Raw genomic sequence first — 21,858 nt, 5'->3', positions numbered from 1 at the left:
AAGACTCAAACCCTAAGAGTAGACGAAATTGATCGTTTTGGGCACCGGCTCCAGGCACTTAACGCACAATTTAGCCGGCAGAGAAGAGAAATTGCAGGGGAGCCTCGGTCAAAACACCCGCGGTGACGCCCTGATCAGAGCCCTGGGTCGCCTCGACGGCGGCGCGCATCCAATAGCGAAGCTCACCCGGTGACTCGAGCACCGCATCCGGCAATTGATAAAAATGGCTACTGTTGGAAAACGCCGAAGGGGGGTGCAGCGCCGGCATGCATCGCTCGATATAGGGAGTCCGCGAAATGTCATCCACCCGAAAATAGAGGCGGTGGCCGGTCATCACTCCGAACAAATACTCTTCATGATACAGACCCACGCCGGAAAAAATCCGGCGATATCGGACCGGGGCCACCTGCGAGAGGTGGTGCAAAACCCGGTTGAGTGCCTGGTAACTGACCGACAAGTCACATTTCCTTTGAATTAGGGAGCCAAAAATCGGCGATGCGACGGTACAGCCAGGCACGCCAAAGGCAGGGAAGACGATGTTATCCAAGCCCTTAATTTTACGCGCCATAGCGCGGTATGAAAGTGGCGGCTAAGACTGTTTAGTTGTTTCACAAACGCTTTTTATGCGTTATTGCGGGTAAATACCCATTGTTTGTCCGACGATAGCGTCGAGTTGTAAACATAGCCGTCACTATCAAACGCTTTGAGATCCTCAGCGCGCTGAAGGCGATGGCGAATCGCGTAAGCGGCCATCAACCCCCGGGCTTTTTTGGCGTAGAAGCTGATAATTTTGTACTGACCGTTTTTCCAGTCCTTGAAGACGGGGGTAATCAAGGGGGCCTGTAATCCTTTCGGCTGCACCGATTTAAAGTATTCATTCGATGCCAGGTTGATCACGACTGGGTTTTTCATGTCGGCCAGTTCGCTATTGAGGGCATGGGTAAGGCGTTCACCCCAGAACTGATAGAGGTTGTCACCTCTCGGGTTGGTCAGTTTGGTCCCCATTTCCAGCCGATAGGGCTGGATAAGGTCGAGAGGGCGCAAGATGCCGTACAGCCCGGAGAGAATGCGCAGGTGCTTTTGGGCGAAATCAAAGTCTTTGGCGTTGAACTGTTCGGCCTCCAGGCCCGTGTAGACATCCCCTTTGAACGCGAGCGCGGCTTGCTTGGCGTTATCTGGGGTGAACGGGGTGTGCCACTGCTGGAAGCGGTCGTAGTTAAGCTGGCCGAGTTTGTCGCTGATGCCCATCAGGGCGGATAGGTCCTGGGGGGCGAGATCGCGCAGAACGGTGAGCAGTTCGCGGGACTGGTCGAGGAAGTCCGGCTGGCTGGCTTTTTCGGTGACCGGAGGGGTGTCGAAGTCCAGGGTTTTGGCGGGGGAGATCAGCATCAACATAGGTCAGGCTCTTTCAATCGTCTCGGTTTTGTGGCGGGCAGCGCTGTAGCAAATCCGGTTCTCTGGAAGGGTGACACCGGTTCGGACACGCATGAATACTTCCCTGTAGCTCTGCGTCGGCGTCCTGCCGACGACGGTCTCGAACCGGTGTCACCCTTCCAGAGAACCTCCTTGAGGTCATTCCGGCTTTAGTAGGTCCTGCCACCAGTTCAGGGGGGTGGTGCCATCTCTTGGGTCGTAGACGTTGCCGTAGGTCCAGGCGCTGTCCGGATTCTGACCCAGGGTCTGGTTCATAATGTTTTCGATGGTGTCGAAGCCACAGCTGGCGTGGATGGTGAACACCAGCATGCGGTCGTTGTGCAGGTCGAGTTCGCCGCCGAGTTTTTCCAACGCTGGCACGAGGGCATCGGCGAGGGGGGTCATCTCGCCTTTGGTGAATACACGTATACTGAGATTGCCGCTGCGCTGGACCAGTTCAAGGTCGCGGGTGTCGGGGTGCAGGCGGATTCGATCGCCGCTGGCCAGACCTTGCGCGAAGGCGGGGGAGCGAACCAATTGCAATTCACCGCTGTCCAGTTCGCGGACGGGGAGTTGCTCGACGATGGGTTGGCCATCGGGCCGTGTGCCCGCGAACAGTTCAACGGTGCGCAACGCTTTTTTCATGCTTCTCCCCCTGTTTATAAAGGGCTACCATTATACACATGAAGCTTCACTCTCCCTTGCGGAGGCCATTCACTGAAAGGAGAACCGTCATGATCAAACGTTGCCTGGGAGCGCTGGCCTGCGTCAGCCTGACGCTGGGGTTGGGGGCTTGTTCGGTCAACCCCGTCACGGGCGAGCGTCAGCTCTCGTTCATGTCGCCGGAACAGGAACTGGCGGTAGGCGCCGAAAATTACCAACCCAGCCAGCAGTCGCAGGGCGGACGTTATGTCGTGGACCCGGAACTGGGCCTTTATGTGAGCGAGGTCACGCAAAAGCTGGCGGCGGTGAGTGACCGACCCGGCCTGCCTTATGAGATCGTGGTATTGAACAGCGGTGTTCCCAATGCCTGGGCGCTGCCCGGTGGCAAGATGGCGATCAATCGTGGCCTGCTGGTGGAATTGGAAGACGAAGCGCAAATGGCGGCCGTGCTCGGACACGAGATTGTGCACGCCGCAGCCCGGCATGGCGCTTCTCAGCAAACCCGAAATATGATTCTTCAGGCCGGTGTGCTGGCCGCGGGGCTGGCCGCATCTCAGTCTGACTCCGATTACGCCGGGCTGGCCGTCGGCGCTGTGGGCGTGGGCGCCATGGCCTGGCAGGCCAAATACAGCCGCAGCCACGAACTGGAGTCGGATCACTACGGCATCCAGTACATGGCCGAGGCGGGCTACGACCCGCAGGCCGCCGTGGAGCTGCAGGAGACGTTTGTCCGCCTCTCCGAAGGGCGCGAAAGCGGTTGGGTAGATGGGCTGTTCGCCAGTCACCCGCCGTCACAGGCTCGGGTGGAGGCCAACCGCGAGCTGGCCCGGCAATACAGCGGCGGCGTGCGTAACAAAGCGGCGTTTGATCGGGCTATGCGCCAACTTCGTAAAGACCAGCCCGCTTATGAGAAGTATCAGGAGGCGCAAAAAGCGGCCTCTGACAAAGACTATGACCGCGCCCTGACCCTGGTGCAACAAGCCATTGATCAGCAGCCGAAGGAAAATCTGTTCTGGGAACTGAAAGGGCAGTTATTGATGCAGCAGAAGAAACCGGATCAGGCGATCACGGCGTTTAACCGGTCGATCTCCGCCAATCCGGAATTCTTCCGCCCGCTGGTGTATCGGGGCCTGTTGCACAAGCAGGAAGGTGACGCCGAGAAAGCACGCGCTGATCTTGAGGCCAGCCGCAACCTGTTACCCACACAGCTGGCGAGCTACCATCTGGGAGAACTGGCCCAGCAGCGCGGTGATCGCAGCGCGGCGGTAAGCTACTATCAGGAAGCGGCTTCCGGTGGCGGCGAGCTGGGACAGGCCGCTCAGGCCAAGTTAAGTCAGTTGGGAGCCAGCTAAGGGGCTGCGAACGGTCGAGATCGGTTGGGGGCGTCTACAGACGCCCCAGTTTTCGGTATACTGCGGCGCACTCATTGAGCACCGCCTGATAATTATAAATGTCTGACAAACCCTCTTGCTCTGAATCGCCGTTGCCTCCCCGACCGGTGCATTTTCTGATTCGCGGCCTGGAAGCCGTGACCGAAATAACCGGGCGGTGCACCTCCTGGCTCGCTCCCTTAATGGTGTTGGCCACCTGCGCTGTCGTGGTGCTGCGTTACGCCCTGGGCCAGGGTTCGGTAGCGCTGCAGGAATCGGTCACTTACATGCACGCCGCGCTTTTTTTACTGGGCGCGGGTTACGCCCTCAAGCACCAACACCATGTGCGTGTGGATATCTTCTATCGTCGTTTTTCGCCGGTCGGCCGACACTGGGTCGATGCCCTGGGCGGGCTGGTGTTCCTGCTGCCGCTGGCCGTTTTCACGGGCTGGATCAGTAAGGATTTCGTGCTGAGCGCCTGGCGCATTCGCGAACAGTCTGCCGATGCCGGGGGCCTCGCCTGGGTGTATCTGCTCAAGACCCTTATTCCGGCGTTTGCGCTGAGCCTGCTGGTTCAGGTGCTGGCCGAGACGCTGCGCCATTTACTCGCGCTGATGGGCTACCGAGTGACCTCTCCGGAGGACCGGTTGTGATATTGGACCCGATCGTGATACTGAACATTGTACCGCTGCTCATGTTCGCCGCTGTTTGCCTGGTGCTGATGCTGGGCTATCCCGTGGCTTTTACTCTGGCGGGTATTGCGCTGATTGCCGCTGGCCTGGGTATTGTCACCGGCGTGTTCGAACCCAACTTGCTGCGCACCTTCCCCAGCCGCATCTACGGCATTATGGCCAATTACACACTGGTGGCGGTGCCTCTGTTCGTATTTATGGGCACCCTGCTGGAAAAGTCGCGGCTGGCCGAAGAACTGTTGGGCAATATGAGCCGGGCCTGTCGCGGCTTGCCCGGCGGGCTGGGGATCTCCGTGATCATCGTCGGTGCGTTACTGGCGGCCAGCACGGGAATTGTGGGGGCAACCGTCGTTACCATGGGTTTGATTTCCCTGCCGAGCATGCTGCGCCAGGGTTACCACCCCTCGCTGGCCACCGGGACGCTGTGCGCCACCGGAACGCTGGGGCAAATTATTCCCCCATCCATTGCGCTGGTATTGCTGGGGGATGTCCTGTCCAACGCCTATCAGCGGGCACAGCTTTCCCAGGGTGTACACAGCCCGGATACGCTGTCGGTGGGCGACTTGTTTATGGGGGCGCTGGTACCCGGTTTGCTGCTCGTGGGCCTGTACTTGATGTATATGCTGGCGGTGGCGCGATGGCGGCCGTCCTACGCGCCGGTAGACCGCGAGCCCGGCCCACTCTCCACTTGGCGTCTGTGGTTAAGCCTGTTGCCCATTTCCGCGCTCATTGTGTTGGTACTTGGCTCCATTTTGCTCGGCGTTGCCACACCCACCGAAGCGGCTGGCGTCGGGGCGCTAGGTGCCGCGCTCTTAGCCTGGGCCAAGGGCCGTCTGGACTGGCAGCGGCTGAAAGAGGTCGGGCGGGCGACCACCCTCACCAGCGCGATGATTTTTACCATCCTGATCGGGGCCTCTCTCTTTTCCCTGGTCTTTCGGGGTTTTGGCGGCGAGGAACTGGTGGAAGGCTTTTTTCACCAGCTGCCCGGCGGTGTTTTCACCGCTATGCTGATTGTCATGCTGGTGATCTTTTTGCTGGGTTTCATTCTGGATTTCATTGAGATCACCTTCGTGGTCGTCCCGATCGTCGGTCCCGTGCTGCTGGCGATGGGGCTGGACCCGATATGGCTGGGCATTATGATCGCCATTAATCTGCAAACCTCGTTTCTGACGCCGCCATTTGGCTTCGCACTTTTCTATCTGCGCGGTGTCACACCCCCAAGCGTACCCACCGGCGCTATCTATCGTGGCGTGATCCCCTTTATTGTGATCCAATTACTGGTACTCTGTATGCTCGCTCTGTGGCCACCGTTGGCCACCTGGCTGCCGAGCCAGCTGTAAATTCCGACCTGTTTTAAAGAACCCGTTTTAAATAACCCGTTGTAAATAAGAGGTAACGCCCTGATGGCCATGCAAGGCATCGATGATGACCCCACCCCGCACGGGGAGCTGACGCTGCAGACATTATCCATGCCGACGGACACGAACCCGTATGGTGACATTTTCGGTGGCTGGCTGATGACCCAGATGGATCTCGGCGGCGCTATTCACGCCCAGGAGATTGCCAAAGGCCGGGTCACCACGGTGGCCGTGGGCAGCATGGTGTTTTTGCGACCCGTCCCCGTGGGCGCCACCGTCAGTGTTTATGCCAGCACGCTGGATGTGGGCCGGACGTCCATCCGCATCCTGATCGAAGTCTGGATCAGAGACTGCGGGCAAAAAGAGACCACCAAGGTCACCGAGGGCGAGTTCGTGTATGTCGCCATTGACGACAATGGTCGTACCCGCCCGGTTCCCACCGCTCAACGCTGACAGCAACCCCGGATTCACCCGGCTCACCCGCTGAGCCGGGCTAACAAATCTTAACGCCCTCCTTTACACAATTCTGCTAATTTTTGGCCCATACAGGATAAGCCACCGGGTATTCGCTCAAGGAATTTATCATGCTCTCTGACGACCACTCCCGCTACGGCTGGGTGACGATTAGCTTGCACTGGATCAGTGCAATTACCGTCATTGGGCTGTTCGGCCTGGGAATTTATATGGTGGATCTGACCTACTACGACAAGGGCTACCACGAACTCCCCCGACTGCACGTCAGCATCGGTCTTCTGTTTGGCGGACTGATGGCACTAAGGGTCCTGTGGCGGATTGCCCAGCGCGGCAACCCCCGCGCCTTGCCCAATCACGGTACTCTGGTGCGCTTCGCGGCCAGTACCATGAAATATGCCCTGTACGCACTGATTTTTCTGATGATTGCCACCGGTTACCTGATCCACACCGCGAAAGGGGATCCGGCGTGGGTGTTCGAGTGGTTCAGTATTCCCTCCACCTGGCAGCTCGGCGCCGATGGTGTGGATCTGGCAGGCGATATTCACCGCCTGGCGGGTTGGGCCATTATCGTATTGGCGGCGGCGCATGCGGGTGCGGCTTTCTGGCATCACGGTGTGATCCGCGACCGCACGTTAAAGCGTATGCTGCGACCAGGTCCACCGGAAACCGACAACCGGTGACGCCGGTCACTTTGTCGCAACGATTTTGTGTATACACTGATGATAACGCTGTTTCGCCTCTCCAACGTTTAAGGAGCTAAACCATGAAAAAGACCCTTTTTGCACTGACCCTGGGCAGCCTGATGGCCGTTCCTGCCATGGCCGCCGACTACAAAATCGATAGCGAAGGCGCCCACGCCTCCATCAACTTCAAGATTCAACATTTGGGGTACAGCTGGCTGGTCGGTCGCTTCAACGATTTTGAAGGCTCTTTCAGCTACGACACCGATGATGTAGCTGCCAGCAAGATCAACGTCACCATCGACACCAGCAGTGTGGACAGCAATCACGCCGAGCGCGACAAGCACCTGCGCAGCGATGACTTCCTGAATACGTCCAAGTTCGGCGAAGCCACGTTTGTCAGCAAGCGTATCACCGACATCGACGACGATGGCAAAGACTTTGATGTGGTGGGTGACCTGACCCTGCACGGTGTCACCCGCGAAATTACCATCGAAGTGGAAAAAGTCGGCGAAGGTGAAGACCCCTGGGGTGGCTACCGTGTCGGTTTCAAAGGCGAGACTGAGCTGCGTCTGAAAGACTTCGGCATCGACTACAACCTGGGTCCGGCTTCTGAGAAGGTGTACCTGGATTTGCATGTGGAAGGTGTGCGGCAATAAACACTGCGAGCTTTCCCGAAATAGGGCGCTGTGGTATGGCGCCCTATTTCGTTAACCCTGTTGCGATAAGTCTACCGGAACAGGGTATTCTCAACTCAATCCAGCGTAACGACTTCGCCGATCAGGGCTACACCCGCCATAATAGCGCCTGCATGACATTCATAGTCGCTCTCGCTACTCACAATATTTTTCTTGTAGTAACTGCGAATATTAACGACCGCATTCCCGCCCTCAAGTTTGGCGCGTTCTTGTAAAGCAAGCAGCGCAGACAGCATAACCCAACGACACGCTTTTTCATCGGATTTACCAAAAGCGTTGGTCTTTTTGTTGGTGGGGAACTCACCGTGTTTTTTCGTAACGGGCGAGTGTGCCTGTTCGCCGAAATACAGGGAGATGTTGCTATCCAGGCGATCTTCATACTCGGTCAGTACATCCTCGATTGGAAGCATATACTTATCATCCCGCGCCTGGGCCCCAACCGCAGTCAATAAACCCAGGACAACCAACAGTATCGTTTTCACCGGTAAAGCAAAGTGCAGTTTCTTCATCTTATTGATTCCTTTGTGGATGGAAAATTTACTACAACGCCTGACAAATTATCCGGGCCGCACCTTCCGTTCACAGGCGGCCAGGGTAATACATGCATCAAGCAGCCTGTACGCTGCGGGTCGATGCTTCCTTTAATTCCAACGTTTTAGAACCAGGGAGGTATTAATACCCCCAAAGGCAAAGTTGTTGGTCATGACATAATCACAATCCAGCGTTCGGCCCGCTCCGGTAATATAGTCCAGTTTTCCGCAATCAGGATCGACATTGTCCAGGTTGATGGTAGGTGCGAACCACCCGGTTCGCATCATCTCCAGAGTCATCCAGGCTTCCAGGGCACCGCAGGCTCCGAGCGTATGGCCAATATAGCTTTTGAGAGAACTGACAGGTTTCCCCCGGCCCAGGACTTTTTCGGTAGCCCGGGTTTCTGCCACATCACCTTTGGCCGTGGCCGTACCGTGCGCATTGACGTACCCAATCTGGTCCGGGTGCACACCGGCGTCCCGAAGCGCTCCGGTCATAGCCAGCGCCATGGTATTGGCATTCGGCTCTGTAACGTGAGTACCGTCCGAGTTGGTCCCAAACCCGACGATCTCGCCAAGAATGACTGCCCCTCGCTCGCGCGCATGTTCAAGCTCTTCCAACACGAAACTGCAGGCACCTTCGCCCAGTACCAGGCCATCCCGATCCCGGTCAAATGGTTTTGGCGTACTCTCGGGATTATCGTTGGCAGTGCTCGTGGCAAACAACGTATCGAACACGGCAACCGGCGTTACACAGAACTCTTCGGCACCCCCCGCGACCATAGCATCCTGCATACCATACTTGATCGCCTCATAGGCATAACCAAGCCCCTGGCTACCGGAGGTGCACGCCGAGGTGGTGGTCACCATACGCCCGGTTATATTGAAGAACAGACCGATATTGACGGTTGCGGTATGAGTCATTGATCGCAGATACGTCGACCCGGTGAGTCCCAAAGTGGTGTTGTCGGTCAGCACACGCGCCAGCGGCAAGACATCATGGGGGGTACCCATACAGGAACCATAGGACACTCCCGTCGAGCCATTGGTCAAACTCGGATGCTCCAGCAACCCGGCCTGCTCCAGGGCTCGCTCGCTGGCGCTTACCGCCATGGTCGATACCCGTCCCATACTGCGCAGCTTTTTCCGTGGATAGTACTCCGGTACCTCGAAGTCGGTCACCGGAGCACCCAGGCGGGTATTCAGGCCGTCTACCGAATCCCACTCATCAATTCGCCGCACCCGGTTACGTCCGGCTCTCAATGCCGCTTCAACACTGCTCCACTCGTTGCCGAGTGCGCTGACCGCACCGATTCCTGTAATGACAACTCTACGCATCAAAGCATCCCACCGTTGACGGAAATCACTTGCCGGGTCACATAGCCTGCCTCGTCCCTGAACAGGTAGGCTATCATCCCGGCCACTTCCTCGGCCCGTCCAAACCGGCGCAGGGGAATCAGTTTCTTCGCCTCGTCAGCAAACGTACCTTCAATCATGTCGGTCTCAATGATACCTGGTGCGACACAGTTGACGGTAATGCCGCGCTTGCCCAGTTCAATGGCTAATGCTTTGGTCGCACCGATCAAGCCCGCCTTGGTCGCGCTGTAATTAACCTGGCCCCTGTTGCCCGCCAGCCCCGCAACGGAAGACAGCGCCACGACCCGCCCGCCCTGGCGGGCACTGACCATGGGCATAACCAGCGGCTGAACCACATTGTAGAAGCCGTCGAGGTTGGTGTGGATAACACTGTCCCAATCTTCTCCGGTCATGGCGGGAAAGGCATTGTCCCGGGTAATACCGGCACTGCACACCACCCCATAAAACGCACCTTCGCTTTCTATGTGGCTGGTGAGAATACTGTGTGCTGCGGCCCGATCACTGACATCAAACTGCAGAACCCAGCTACGTTGCCCCATGGCCCGAATATCCCTGGCGACAATTTCAGCTGCCTCCCGATTGCCACGACAGTGAACGGCCACATCATACCCCTCCCGCGCCAGCCTCAATGCAATGGCTTTTCCAATTCCTCGGCTTGAACCTGTGACCAGGACACTTGATCCCATTTCCATTACTCCTGTTTATTGTAAGTCGCACGATCCGGCTCGCTGGCCGATAAATATTGTTCGAAATCTTCCGGCTGGTAAGCTGAAAATACCGCCTTGACCAATGGTTCACCCTGATAATTGAGCACCTCTCCGACGAATGATACCAAAGGAAGATCGAACCATTCCGGCCGGACCTGAACCCGCAGCCTCTCTCCAGAAGGCCACACCGGCTGCTCGGCGGTGTATTCCCGGGTGCTGAGCAAAAATGCCGGCTTGATCGGATTTCCACGGCGCTCGCATTCCGCTCCCAGCCAGACGGCGGCGGTTTGTGCCAGATACTCCAGGCCCACCCAGGCTGGCAGCCCCTTCAGGTCTGCATCGTAGAAAATGTTGTCATCGGCCACCGTTGATTCTGTGATGGCCTGCTCCGCAGAGACCATCACCACCTGTTCCACCAGACGCATGGGCGGTTGATGGGGTATGTAATGTTCGATCGGCTTCACTGAATAGTTCCCAGTAGTACGGCGGCATTATTCCCCCCAAACGCAAAGGAGTTGCTCAGGCAGTAGCGGCTTTCGGCCGTTGAGCGGCCTTCTGTCACCAGGTTCAGGGAAGCCAGTTCCGGGTCGTACTGACCGTCCCAAACGTGCGGGGGCAGCTGACCGGTGTTGTTGTATCGGCTCAGCGCCAGCCAGCACAGCGCCGCTTCGGTGGCGCCCGCCGCTCCCAGAGTGTGCCCGAGCTGTCCCTTGCTGCTGCTGCACGGCACCCGATCACCAAACACCCTGGCCACCACCCGGGATTCCATCTGATCGTTGAGCCGGGTTGCGGTCCCGTGAAGGTTGATATAATCGACATCGCCCGGCCCCAAGGAAGCCTGGGTCAGGGCTTGGCGAATGGCCGATTCCGCCCCGCGGCCATCAGGTTCTGGCGCGGAGATATGGTAGGCATCAGAGGATGCACCCACCCCCAGCAGCCCGATCGGCTCACCGCCTGCCACAGCTTCCTTGGTAACGATAAAGAACGCCGATGCCTCTCCAATATTGATGCCCGCCCGGTTGCCACTGAAAGGTGTACAGGGCTTGGCGTCCACGGATTCCAGTGCGGAAAAGCCATTGAGGGTCAGTCGGCACAGACTGTCAGCCCCACCTGCAATGACCGCATCCGCCTGACCGCTGGCAAGCAAGCGGCGCGCTGAGCCAAGTGCGTGGGCGCTTGAGGAGCAGGCGGTAGACAATGTGTAGGCGGGGCCGGAGAGGCTGAGATAATGCGCCAGGCACTCCGCCAGGTTGCCTATTTCCTGCTGGGAGTAGTGGTAGTGGCCGGGCGCTGTGCCTTCGTTCCTGGCCTGGCGCACGGCGTCCTCCCCACGGGCAATACCCGAGGTGCTGGTGCCAGCAACCACGGCGATACGCTGTTGCCCATAACGCCCCACCAGCTCGGCGACTCGACCCTCAAGTGGCGCAACTGCCGTCAGTGCCAGGCGAGCGTTGCGGCTTTGGAAACGTGATAGCGACTCCGGCAGTTCCCGCAAGACAGCGGTAACTGGCGCGGTATAGGTGGTGCGCCCGGGAATCCAGTCACAGGGAGTCAGTCCTGTCTCGCCAGCTATCAGCCGGGCCCAGACTTCCTCAGGCGAAGCGCCCAGAGCATTAACCAGCCCGAGATCGCTCAAGTAACAGTTCATTCATCACCTCCATTCCACTGGCGTACCGTTACGTCAATCTCTGGTATCGGCAGGGTGAAACGGTTGGGTCGACCTTCTTTCCATTGCCAGGCCAGGGACTCTCCCCGCCAGATCTGGCGACCCCCGGGTATCGACTCGATCTCATAGCCGGGAGTCGGCTCACATTCCGCTCCCGACATTGCCCGCTGCCACCCGTGCAGCCCCCATAAAAGCCATTCGGGCTGCGGGCCGCGGTAGGTGGGCCTTGTCTCGATCTTCAGATCACTGTTCTCCCACACCGCGATAAACCCGGGCACTCCGACCTCATTCATTACCACCCAGGTATAGCCAGCCGGCTCCAGGGCACCCTGTACCCGTAACGACTGGGCATCGCTCCCGGGCCGGGTTATGTGCAGCATGGCCGTCAACGGTGCCAGCGATGCACAGCTTTCCGGCTCCGGCAGCGACGGCAGCTGGGCACAGGCCGACAGCAGGATGGCGGCGGCTACTGGCAGGCCGACGCGCATCAGTCGGAGTCCTCAGCCACACAGTATCTGGCCAGTGCATGAAGACGCCTCTGCGGTTGGGATACCATCGGGTTACCGGTATCCCAGGCATAGCCTGCCAGGATCGAGCTGATCATACGGCGCACGCTGTCGGTCTGGTCCGGGAAGAAAATCACATCCTGGAATTCACCGCTATACCAGTGCTCAACGTACACTCGAAAGGTATCGACACCTCGGCGCAGGGGTTCTTCGTAATCCCGCTGCCAGTCGACACTGTGCCCCGAGAGTTGTCGATCAAGCATCTGCGCGGCCATGCTGGCCGAACGCATGGCGATAGTGACACCCGAGGAAAACACCGGGTCCAGGAACTCCCCCGCATTCCCCAAAAGCGCAAATTTATCCCCGGCCATGTGTGAAACGTTGCTGGCATAACCCGTAATCTGGCGTCCCGGGTAAGCGTAGCTGGCATTGGCCAGCAGCCGGGCGAAGCTCGGCGCTTCGGCCACACACTGTTGCAGCAATTCCAGGGGGGAGCCAGCGTTGCGGCGCGCCAGCTGGGATTCGCTCGCCACCACCCCCAGCGAACTCTTCCCGTTACTAAAAGGAATCAACCAGAACCAGATATCCCGGTCTTCGGGGTGGACGGTGATCAGTATTTTATGGCGGTCAAAAGCCGGGTCGTCGATATGATCGTCAATGTGTGTAAACGCCGCCTGGCGCACGGGAAAGTCCGACGGGGTCTCCAGATTGAGCAAGCGGGCGGCAACTCGCCCAAAACCACTGGCATCCAGAACAAAGCGGGCGTTTACCCGACCCTTTTGTCCCTCGGGATCAACGTATTCAACCCTGGCCCGCTCACCTTCCAGGTCCAGCTCTGTAATGCTGTATCCGTAATGGATGGCAACACCCTGCGCCGCCGCTTCATCCGCCAGCAGTTTATCAAAAGCAGCACGCTCCACTTGAAAGGTGGTGCCGGGTCCCTCGGAAAATTTTTCCTCAAAATTGTAGTGGGCCCGACGCTCGCCCCAGCCGAACGCCGCTCCATTTTTTAACTGGAAACCGTGGGCGCGAACCGCATCGAGCATACCGGCTTCTTCCAGGTACACCATGCACTGCGGCAACAGACTTTCACCGATGGAGAAGCGCGGAAACACTTCCCGCTCCATCACTAGCACACGATAACCTTTACGGTGAAGCAGTGCCGAGGCGATAGCACCGGATGGACCCGCACCGATCACGACCACATCGACATCAGAGAGAATTTCAGCCATGGTATTTCCTAATCTGGTAACGGGTCATCCCTGGGTAAAGCTATGGGTGCCAATAGAAAGCTCAAGGCAATGCCAATCAACACCGTCAGTCCAAAACTGGCGATGGCAACCGTGCCACTCAGTGATAAAAACCCAAACGACAACATAGTGGTCAGCGTCGACAAGCCAATGGCCAGGAAAGTATCCTTGGGGCCATCGCCGCTCTCACGCATGAATAAAGTGTAATCAATTCCAATCCCCAGAACCAGCAACAAAGCCATCAGGTGGAATACGCTGATGCTCTGGCCCAACGCACTCTGGGTAGCCAGAGACAGAAGAGACGCCAGTGCCGGGGGTGAGACACAGGCCAGTGCACCGCGCCAGCCATAGCGCAACATCAAGCACAATGACACCACGGCATAGGCCAGTAGCAGCAGTTCTCCCGCTGTCACCCGATAGCTCTTCAGAAGGTGATTGGTGCGAGCCACTGGGTCCACCCAGTCTGCGTGTGGAACACTGGCCAGGCGCCGGTCCAGATCGTGACCAGAGGCCAACCCTTGCAGGGTTACAGCAGCATAATACCGGTCATCCTGCTCAAAATAGACGGGCGGATCAGGCAGGGCTTTTACCCTCGACCAGGTTTCCGTCCAGGGCAGGGGCTCACCGGATGTCAGTCGCTTGCTCACGGCGTCCTGCACTGGCGGCAGCAGCAGTTCAAGCAGGGGCTGCAAATCACCCGACTCCACCCGTGCCTGCCATAACCGGCGATGTTCCATCTGACGGGAGGGAGAGGGGATAAAATGGGCAACGGACCGGTAAGTTGAGAGCTGGCCATCTGCCACCGCCTGGTCCAGAACCGGTGCCAGGGCTTCGAGCCGTTCAAGCAGTGCGGGGCGATTCCCGGCACTGACCAGAATATAGGGCAGAGAGGTATCAGCTCCGAACGCTTGCCGAAATTGCTGTTCCTGCTGCTTCAAAACTGCGTCCGGCTTTTGCATTTGGCGAATATCGTCATTCACCGATACCGTGGCGACCAGTACCATCAGGGATACCGCACCCGTGACCACCCAGGCCCAGGCAGGAACGGTGCCAATGCCTTTGTGGTATCGGCGCCAACGGGACACACCCCTGGCCACGCTTGGCAACAGGGGACTCCGTGGTGGTTTGGCCAGCGCATAGGGAAATACCGCCACAACCGCCAGATAAGCAGTCACCAGCCCTGCGGCGGAAAACACGGCTATTTGCCTGAACCCGGGAAAGCCTGCAAGAATAAGACTCAGGTAGGCTAGGCTACTGGTGATCAGCCCCAGGGTAAGCGGTACGAACAGTTTCTCCATGTCTTGCCAGACTCGCCAGCCATTGCCCGCAAACTGGCGCCGGGCAAAACAGTGCATACTGTAATCAACAGCCACGCCCACCAGGCTGCCGCCGAATACCAGGGCCATGACATGAATCGAACCAAACAGCCAGTGGGTGGCCACGGCACCCGCCGCCACACCCATGGCAATGGGCACAAAGCCCAGCGCCAGTAAACCGGGGGAGCGAAAAATCAGCAACAGTATGCAACAGATACCCAGCACTGACCCCAGGCCCACGGTGGACATTTCTGAACGCGCCTGGGCGCTGCCAGCCATGGCATAAAACAAAGTGCCGGTTTTTAAAACCCGGGCACCGGGCTGGCCCATAAAGGGTGTCAGTGCATCGTCCAGGGCCCGTCCTGCGGCATTTTGCATGGAGAGGCTGTACGGGGAGCCACTCAGTTCGGCTTCCAGTAATAAATAAGACTGCCCCTCAAGCGTCACTGCCAACAGGCCGGACTCATCGAGCCGCCCCTCTGGAGCAGGACCTCGCAACCACTGCAGGTAAGCATCCACGGTACCCAGCGGGTCCTGTTGCAATGTGCGGGCTGCGCCGGGGCCGGGATGCGTCATCAGCCGTTGCAACCCGTCCTGCACCATTGATGCCGCACCATCGACCATGCTTTCCCGGTGGGCCGGCGTCAACAGGTTGGGCAGATACTGCTGGTAATGCCGGGACAGTTCGGTGTGAGTGTCCGTATCGATACGGGTTATTACCCGGGTAAAGCAGTCGCAACGCGACAGTGTATGGGCAACACTCCGGGCAGCTTCCCGTGTGATACTCATTCGTTCACTGCCAAGCAGCAGCAACACCTTGCCAGTGACAGATTCCGCCCGCCACTCATCCGCCCGGGCTTGTCCGTCATACTCACCCGAGGCCGGAAACAGTGCCAGCAAGTCATTATCAAACGTCAATCTGGGCAAGTGGGACGCCACCAGCGCAGCAATGACAACCAGGAGCACCAGAGCCAAATGGTTCTGTCGACGCATCATGGCACTGCCGGGTCCATTTCCACAGCACCCGAATCTTCCACAGCTTCTGACTCCGGGTAGAAAAATTGCAGCCGGGTATAATCACCACCGGGCTCTGTCAATACCACCTGTTCGATCTCACCGCCCTGGCCGGTCACGACCAGTTGGCTCAACGCCCGGCGCAATCGATCATTCCTGGGCCGCAAACCCAGGGTCCAGCCCTCGCCACTTTCCTTGTAGAAGCGCTCAAAATGTTCCTCCAGCTCACCATCGGTCTGCTGAAACAAGCTGCTGATAAAGGCAAAAAATCCATACAGAGAGGGGTCGTCCGCCGCATGAACAACGTTACTCTGTCCCTTCTGGACCCTGGTCAGTTCCTCGCCATCAAACCGATAGGCCACCGGAAACGGCGCCTGAATATCCCACCGAAAGCGCCCCTGTTCATCCAGGACAAAACGCCCTTCAGACTCGATGGGGCGAGACAGCACCGACAGATGCTTGTACTGCACAAACCTGCCGCGAATCTCACCCTGGCTGCGAACACTATCAGCCAGGGCCTGGAGCCGGGACTGACGTGGTTCACTGCCCGCTACCGGGTGGGAAAACACCGATTCTGCCCGCTCGGCGGCCCAACCGGATACTCCCGGGAGAAGCCCAATCAACAAAAGCCCGTACCAACACAGCGCTCTCACACCCTTTCCTCCCGGGTACGCTGTTGATCATAGGCCCTCAGTTTCTGCTCCAGGATAGGTGGAGTGGCATAGCACATTTCACCCGTGGCCCGTGACACCGCCACTTGCACCGTGTACCCCTTGGTCAGCAGGCGGTCAGTCTCCAGATCAATGATGCGATATTGTATTTTCAGGCGAATTTGCCACTCCACCAGCGTCGCCACTACACGCACACGGCGATTGAAGCGCGCTGAATCCACATATTTCAAACGTACATCCACCACGGGCCATCCATAGCCGGATTCACGCATGGCAATGTAGTTATAGCCGATGGCATCGAGCAGTCGACAGCGTGCGTCTTCAAAGTACTTGAGATAATGGCCGTGCCAGACGATGTCCATGCTGTCCACATCGTAAAAGGGAATCTGAATATCCAGCACGGCTTCCGGCAGACACATATCAGTCATCGGGGTACAGCTCCCAGTGTTGTTGCTGTATGTAATCGACGGTCTCCCTCAGTACCGATTCAAGAGGCCGATCCTCGTCGACAATGTCAAAATACTCGCGCACCTGATCGCAAAAACCACTCAGCCCTGGCGTAATGGCCCCACCATCAAAAGACGGGTCCCTCTGGCGCAGGTGTAACGCCTGGGTACCGGCCAGTACGCCTGCGGCAGCCACTTGCTCGGTGAGTGTCAGCACCCGTTCGCAGTCCCGCGCAGCAATAGTGCCCATACTGACTTTGTCCTGATTGTGACACTCGGTGGAGCGGGAAAAGACACTGGCAGGCATAGTGTGCTTCAACGCTTCGGCCGTCCAGGCGGACACGCCAATCTGCACGGCCTTGAAACCGTGATTGATCATGGCACGCTCCGGCGAAGCGGCAGACAAGTTAGGAGGCAGCCCGTTGCTGAACTTAGTGTCCATCAGCAGGGCCATCTGCCGATCAATCAGATCGGCAATATTCGCCACGGCGATTTTTAGCCCATCCATGACAAACGCGATGTGGCCACCGTAAAAGTGGCCACCGTGCAATATGTGCTCGCCTTCTCCATCGATGATCGGGTTGTCGTTGGCACTGTTCAGTTCCGTTTCAATGAACTGCCGCATCCAGCCCAGAGAGTCCTCAAGCACACCGATAATATGCGGGGCGCAGCGCACCGAATAGCGGTCCTGCAACCGGTCTGGATTGCGCCCCAGACCACCCATTTGCAAGTCCGCCCGGATACGGGCGGCCACGCGATTCTGGCCCGGGTGAGGCTTAACCGAAAAGAGGTGCTCATCAAAATGATGGACATTGCCCTTGAGGGCCACGCTGACCATAGCGGTCAGGCGGGAGGCCAGCTTGGCCAGGTAGCGGGCCCGGTCGTAGGTCAGGCAGGCAAGCGCGGTCATCACCGCAGTGCCGTTCATAATCGCCAGCCCTTCCTTCGGGTGCAGGCACAAGGGTTCGAGGCCATTGGCTTGCAGCACCTGCGCTGCGGATCGAACGCCGCCTTCATAGTAGACTTCCCTTTCACCCAGCAGGGTGGCGGCCACATAGGACAGGGGCGTTAAGTCACCACTGGCACCCACCGACCCTTCCTCCGGCACGACCGGAACAATATCGAGATTGAGGTAATCCACCAGTCGCTGCAACAGCTCGGAACGCACTCCAGAGTATCCCTGGCACAACGAGGCCAGGCGTGCGGCCAGAATGGCCCGGCCGTGGCGATGGTCAAAATACGCGCCCAGGCCGCAGCCGTGAAATCGGGTCAGATGAACGGGCAACTCTTCCACCAGGTACGGGGGAATCTTGACCGTACAAGAGTCTCCATAACCGGTGGTGACCCCGTAAATAACGCCCTCTTCGCGCCAAAGGTCCCGAACAAAACGGGCGCTCGCCTCAATCCGTTGGCGTACTCGCGGATCATCGGTCAGTGCAACCTGCTGGCCGCGGGCCACTTCGACAATATCCTCGATACGCACCGCCGGGCAACCGAAGGTTATCCCGGCCCGGGAAAGGGATCTGCTCATTACTCGTCTGAACTCCGTTTTTGGTGTAGTGGGTTGGTGGAAAACCTATCCGTCGACGCTGGAGCCAAGGGCAGATCATCCTCCCAGTAATCGTAAAAGTTGAACCACTGAAAAGGGTAGCGGCGGCAATAGCGCTCCAGATAATGCACGTAGCTGGATACCAGTTCTCGACTCACCCGGTCCCGATCACGGCGCGCGACCTTGCCACCGTCATACAGTGGTTCCAGGACGGCCCGGTGACCCCGGTTGGTCGCAAAGCCGGCCATGAAATACACCGGAGCCCCCAGCATCAGGGACAACCAGAAAGGCCCCATCGGGAGTCGTACATCATCCCCCAGCACCGGGTGACGGATAAAGCGCCCGGTATTGCCCGGTGGCAACCGGTCGGCCAGCAGTATCAGGAACTCCCCCTGGTCCAGCTTTGCACGCAGCTGCATCGCCGTTACCGGCGTGATGTCGTCAACTTGAATCAGCCGAATCCCGGATTGACCACTGACATTTTGTATCAGGCGATTGAAGTTCTCGGTATTGCGGTTGTGCAGAATCACGTTCAGCTTCATGGAGCCATCATTGGTCACAACGGCCCGGCACATTTCCAGGTTACCCAGATGAGCACCCAACAGCACAGCCCCCGTACTGCGGGCCTGCAAGTCCAGCATGGTCTGGTGCCCATCAAACGCCACATCGGTTCGCCGGATGCGACCCATCCAGGCACCGAGCCTGTCCACCAGCGCCAGTCCAAAGCTCAGTTGGTGTCGCCACAGGTCACGCCAGCGCGGCGGTCGCCCAAGTACACGCCTTAAATACGCCGCCGAGTGACGGCGAACAGAAGGACGGGTAATGAAAAAATACAGTACAACCAGGGTCACCAGGGGTTTTAACAGCAGACGGCCACCCACGCGATATACCGCCACCAGTATGCGCATGGCCCAATAGTTCCCACGCTCTTTGGTCTCTGTCCAGTGTCTCTGCCCGGGATCATTCATTGCTCGCTCCACCAACAGCCGACTCATCGCTTTGATATCCACCGCCGCCACAACAGCCGGGGCAAGCGCAGGAGCATGCCCAGGCACAGGCGGGTGTGCATCCAGCTGATGGCTATATTGTCCCTCCACAGGTCAAAGTTGGACACCCCATTGTCGGGATAGATGACCCGGGTGGGCATGGAGCGAATCGGTACGCCCCGCCAGGACAAACGAACCAGTACCTCGGTATCAAAATCCATTCGCCGGCCCAGACTGACCCGATCCGCCATGGCCAGAGTCGCCCCCAGAGGATAGGCGCGAAAACCACACATTGAATCGCGAATCTCCATCGACAGGGTTTCTACCCAGACCCAGAAATGGGTAATGTAGCGACTGTACAGCCGGTGGCGTGGAATGGAATCATCGTACTGCGGTACCCCGGTAATCACCGCATCCGGCTCGCGCCCGGCCCACTCCAGCAGGCGCGGAATATCGTCAATGTTATGCTGGCCATCGGCATCTACCTGTATGCCATGGCTATATCCCAGGGCCAGGGCATGACGCATACCTTGCAGTACAGCCGCTCCCTTGCCAGCATTCACCGCCAGTCGCAGCCGCTCGCTTCTGGTCTCCGCACATAGCCGCTTCAGAATATCAGCCTGCTCTTTCTCGTTGCCATCATCCACCACAATGCAGGGCAGCCCAAACGCCCGGATTCTCGGCAGGAAGTGCTCCAGCAAATGGGCGTGACGATACACTGGAATAATCGCACAGGGAACAAAGCGGCGCTCCGTGTCAGTCATGGCTTTCACTCACCGTTTTTACCAACACGTTTTTTACCAGCACGTTGCCAGAGGAGCAGGTTCCGCGAACACCGGTATAGCGAAACCGCAGCCGTTCACCGTCACTGGACAGTTGCAGGGTCAGGCTCAAGGAGCAGGGCGGGCGCACCAGTTGCTGGAATTTGGTCGAACGCATAGCCCGAAAGTGCAAAGACCGGCCAAAGTAACGCTGAGCCAGGGCCAGGGCCCAGCCAATCTGGGTAACACCCGCCAGCACCGGTAACCCGTCAAAGTGGCCTCGAAAACAGGGCAGTTGTTCATCCAAGGTCAACCTCAGGACCACCTGGTCCCGGGTTTGTTCTTGCAGCTGGTACGGAGGCAGTTCCATCAGTCAGGCTCCGGGTCGAACAGTTTACGCAGCGCTGCCAGCGGCACTTTGCCCTGGGCGTTGTAGGGCAAAGCGGCCACATAGCGCCAACGGCGCGGCAGCAATGGCGCCTCGAAACAGGCACTGAGGTGGGTACGCAGGGAGCGGTTGATATGTCGCTTTGCGCCCTGCTCAAGCCTCTCCTGGCCAGGTGCACTCAGGCAGACTACGGCGGCCACTTCCTCGCGCCGCCCGGTTATTACCAGCAGCCGTGCTTCGATAACATCCGGGTGATCACTCAGACACGCTTCCATTTCCGTCAGAGACAAACGCTTGCCCTCAACCTTGACCACCCGGTCAGCACGGCCCAACAGTTCAAACCGACCCCGGTCAAGGATATGCGCGCGATCTCCCATCTCAAAAGGTTCAACCAGACTCATATGCTCGCCCTGGACCATCAGGCAGCCTTTATCGGAGAGCGATAGCTGCACACCAGGCAGGCTTTGCCAGTGATCGGTTTGATGTCTTCGGCGGGTCGCCACACCGCCGGTTTCGGTGCTGCCCAGCACCTCCAGAGGCGCGCGTCCGCACAGGGAGGTCAACGCCAGTGCATCTTCTTTAGCCAGCGGGCCACCGGAGCTGATTATATCCACCAGCCGGTCTGCCCGGGCGGCGAAAACCGGAGCCCCGGGCAAGCGCGACAGATGCGTAGGGCTGGAAACCAGCACGACAGCCTCCTCTTGCCCCATGGCGTCGGCCAGCGACTCAGGGTACTGGTGCCGCACCCCGTCGAAGGGAGCACCACGCATAAACGGCCAAAGGACATAGTGAAGCAGACCATAGATATGCTGATGGGATACGGTGGAAAGCACTGGTGAAACTCCGAGTGTTTCCCCGAAGCATTGTTGCAGCAGCGTCACTTCTTTCTCCAGCGATGCCAGAGTTTTGTGCACGGCACTGGGTTCACCCGTGGAGCCGGAGGTGTACAGGGTCAAAGACACCGGCGTATCGTAATTCGCCCACTCATCAAAACTGCGACTTAAGCGGTTCGGCATAACCAGACTATCCGGCGTAAACTGGGGCAGATGAAGCTCGGAATCCATGTTGTCTATCAACAGGGCATCAAATTGGCGAGACAGCTTTGCCTCATTTCCCGGCTGGATATTCTGCGGCAAGACAATGTGCTTGCCCGCCAGCGCCAGGGCGAGAAAGCCACACAGAAAATCGGCGGCATTCCCATACCAGATCCCCCAGAGCTGCTCGCTGCGCCCGGACAGACCGGCTGACAGTGCAAACACCCGCTCGCGCAGTTCATTGGCGGTCATGGTATCGGCAACTCGCCGATCACCGCCTGCCACGACTATCCGCCGCAAGTTCATTAT

Annotated in this window: 24 protein-coding genes; 6 read left to right on the top strand and 18 right to left on the bottom strand. The window is 58.3% G+C overall.

Annotated features, from left to right (window positions below; all coding sequences use genetic code 11):
• Positions 1-70: 70 nt before the first annotated feature.
• The 3 genes from ACQCLF_RS09680 to ACQCLF_RS09670 all read right to left on the bottom strand — a co-directional run bounded on the left by ACQCLF_RS09680 (position 71) and on the right by ACQCLF_RS09670 (position 2,058).
• Positions 71-457: a TfoX/Sxy family protein gene (locus ACQCLF_RS09680; RefSeq protein WP_426986690.1), complete on the bottom strand. Its 387-nt coding sequence runs from the start codon at positions 455-457 to the stop codon at positions 71-73.
• A gap of 164 nt (positions 458-621) precedes the next feature.
• Positions 622-1,395, bottom strand: a complete 774-nt coding sequence (yaaA, locus tag ACQCLF_RS09675; RefSeq protein ID WP_426986688.1) for a peroxide stress protein YaaA — start codon at positions 1,393-1,395, stop codon at positions 622-624.
• Between the two features lie 177 nt (positions 1,396-1,572).
• Positions 1,573-2,058, bottom strand: a complete 486-nt coding sequence (locus ACQCLF_RS09670; protein WP_426986686.1) for a DUF4265 domain-containing protein — start codon at positions 2,056-2,058, stop codon at positions 1,573-1,575.
• Positions 2,059-2,147: 89 nt separating this feature from the next.
• Between ACQCLF_RS09670 and ACQCLF_RS09665 the strand changes: the two genes are divergently transcribed.
• From ACQCLF_RS09665 to ACQCLF_RS09640, 6 genes are all read left to right on the top strand, one after another.
• Positions 2,148-3,428: a M48 family metalloprotease gene (locus ACQCLF_RS09665; protein WP_426986684.1), complete on the top strand. Its 1,281-nt coding sequence runs from the start codon at positions 2,148-2,150 to the stop codon at positions 3,426-3,428.
• 98 nt (positions 3,429-3,526) lie between these two features.
• Positions 3,527-4,099 (top strand): TRAP transporter small permease subunit, encoded by a 573-nt coding sequence (locus tag ACQCLF_RS09660; protein ID WP_426986682.1) that lies wholly within the window; start codon positions 3,527-3,529, stop codon positions 4,097-4,099.
• Positions 4,100-4,116: 17 nt separating this feature from the next.
• Entirely contained in the window at positions 4,117-5,478 is a 1,362-nt protein-coding gene (locus ACQCLF_RS09655) for a TRAP transporter large permease (protein ID WP_426987069.1), read from the top strand.
• Between the two features lie 69 nt (positions 5,479-5,547).
• Positions 5,548-5,949: an acyl-CoA thioesterase gene (locus ACQCLF_RS09650; RefSeq protein ID WP_426987067.1), complete on the top strand. Its 402-nt coding sequence runs from the start codon at positions 5,548-5,550 to the stop codon at positions 5,947-5,949.
• Between the two features lie 131 nt (positions 5,950-6,080).
• Entirely contained in the window at positions 6,081-6,650 is a 570-nt protein-coding gene (locus ACQCLF_RS09645) for a cytochrome b (protein ID WP_426986680.1), read from the top strand.
• Positions 6,651-6,733: 83 nt separating this feature from the next.
• Positions 6,734-7,309: a YceI family protein gene (locus ACQCLF_RS09640; protein ID WP_426986678.1), complete on the top strand. Its 576-nt coding sequence runs from the start codon at positions 6,734-6,736 to the stop codon at positions 7,307-7,309.
• Between the two features lie 95 nt (positions 7,310-7,404).
• Here the strand turns inward: ACQCLF_RS09640 and ACQCLF_RS09635 are convergent, their stop codons facing one another.
• From ACQCLF_RS09635 to ACQCLF_RS09565, 15 genes are all read right to left on the bottom strand, one after another.
• Complete coding sequence (locus ACQCLF_RS09635; protein WP_426986676.1) at positions 7,405-7,857, bottom strand: excinuclease ATPase subunit; 453 nt, start codon at positions 7,855-7,857, stop codon at positions 7,405-7,407.
• A gap of 132 nt (positions 7,858-7,989) precedes the next feature.
• Positions 7,990-9,216, bottom strand: coding sequence for a beta-ketoacyl-ACP synthase (locus ACQCLF_RS09630; protein ID WP_426986674.1), 1,227 nt, complete (start codon positions 9,214-9,216; stop codon positions 7,990-7,992).
• Positions 9,216-9,941, bottom strand: a complete 726-nt coding sequence (fabG, locus tag ACQCLF_RS09625) for a 3-oxoacyl-ACP reductase FabG (RefSeq protein WP_426986672.1) — start codon at positions 9,939-9,941, stop codon at positions 9,216-9,218. Before fabG ends, ACQCLF_RS09630 begins: the two co-directional genes overlap by 1 nt.
• Positions 9,942-9,946: 5 nt before the next feature.
• Positions 9,947-10,426, bottom strand: a complete 480-nt coding sequence (locus tag ACQCLF_RS09620; protein ID WP_426986671.1) for a hypothetical protein — start codon at positions 10,424-10,426, stop codon at positions 9,947-9,949.
• Entirely contained in the window at positions 10,423-11,610 is a 1,188-nt protein-coding gene (locus ACQCLF_RS09615; RefSeq protein WP_426986669.1) for a beta-ketoacyl-[acyl-carrier-protein] synthase family protein, read from the bottom strand. The genes ACQCLF_RS09620 and ACQCLF_RS09615 overlap by 4 nt, the downstream gene beginning before the upstream one ends.
• Complete coding sequence (locus ACQCLF_RS09610; RefSeq protein WP_426986667.1) at positions 11,607-12,116, bottom strand: hypothetical protein; 510 nt, start codon at positions 12,114-12,116, stop codon at positions 11,607-11,609. Before ACQCLF_RS09610 ends, ACQCLF_RS09615 begins: the two co-directional genes overlap by 4 nt.
• Complete coding sequence (locus ACQCLF_RS09605; protein ID WP_426986665.1) at positions 12,116-13,366, bottom strand: NAD(P)/FAD-dependent oxidoreductase; 1,251 nt, start codon at positions 13,364-13,366, stop codon at positions 12,116-12,118. The genes ACQCLF_RS09610 and ACQCLF_RS09605 overlap by 1 nt, the downstream gene beginning before the upstream one ends.
• Before the next feature lie 8 nt (positions 13,367-13,374).
• Positions 13,375-15,696, bottom strand: coding sequence for an MMPL family transporter (locus tag ACQCLF_RS09600; RefSeq protein ID WP_426986663.1), 2,322 nt, complete (start codon positions 15,694-15,696; stop codon positions 13,375-13,377).
• The gene (locus tag ACQCLF_RS09595; protein ID WP_426986661.1) at positions 15,693-16,367 is read right to left on the bottom strand and encodes an outer membrane lipoprotein carrier protein LolA; all 675 of its coding nucleotides are present in this window, start codon (positions 16,365-16,367) and stop codon (positions 15,693-15,695) included. The genes ACQCLF_RS09600 and ACQCLF_RS09595 overlap by 4 nt, the downstream gene beginning before the upstream one ends.
• A complete protein-coding gene (locus tag ACQCLF_RS09590; protein ID WP_426986659.1) occupies positions 16,364-16,813 on the bottom strand; it encodes an acyl-CoA thioesterase in 450 nt (149 codons plus the stop codon). Before ACQCLF_RS09590 ends, ACQCLF_RS09595 begins: the two co-directional genes overlap by 4 nt.
• Positions 16,806-18,362, bottom strand: a complete 1,557-nt coding sequence (locus tag ACQCLF_RS09585) for an HAL/PAL/TAL family ammonia-lyase (RefSeq protein ID WP_426986657.1) — start codon at positions 18,360-18,362, stop codon at positions 16,806-16,808. Before ACQCLF_RS09585 ends, ACQCLF_RS09590 begins: the two co-directional genes overlap by 8 nt.
• Positions 18,362-19,375 carry a hypothetical protein gene (locus tag ACQCLF_RS09580; RefSeq protein WP_426986655.1) on the bottom strand — a complete coding sequence of 338 codons (1,014 nt, stop codon included), beginning with the start codon at positions 19,373-19,375 and terminating at the stop codon, positions 18,362-18,364. The genes ACQCLF_RS09585 and ACQCLF_RS09580 overlap by 1 nt, the downstream gene beginning before the upstream one ends.
• Positions 19,372-20,130: a glycosyltransferase family 2 protein gene (locus ACQCLF_RS09575; RefSeq protein ID WP_426986654.1), complete on the bottom strand. Its 759-nt coding sequence runs from the start codon at positions 20,128-20,130 to the stop codon at positions 19,372-19,374. Before ACQCLF_RS09575 ends, ACQCLF_RS09580 begins: the two co-directional genes overlap by 4 nt.
• Complete coding sequence (locus tag ACQCLF_RS09570) at positions 20,123-20,497, bottom strand: hypothetical protein (protein WP_426986652.1); 375 nt, start codon at positions 20,495-20,497, stop codon at positions 20,123-20,125. Before ACQCLF_RS09570 ends, ACQCLF_RS09575 begins: the two co-directional genes overlap by 8 nt.
• Entirely contained in the window at positions 20,497-21,855 is a 1,359-nt protein-coding gene (locus ACQCLF_RS09565; protein WP_426986650.1) for an AMP-binding protein, read from the bottom strand. Before ACQCLF_RS09565 ends, ACQCLF_RS09570 begins: the two co-directional genes overlap by 1 nt.
• Between the last annotated feature and the right edge of the window lie 3 nt (positions 21,856-21,858).

The organism is Marinimicrobium sp. ARAG 43.8, assembly GCF_050113635.1.
Lineage (GTDB): Bacteria > Pseudomonadota > Gammaproteobacteria > Pseudomonadales > Cellvibrionaceae > Marinimicrobium.
This window is presented reverse-complemented; position numbering and strand designations above follow the sequence as displayed.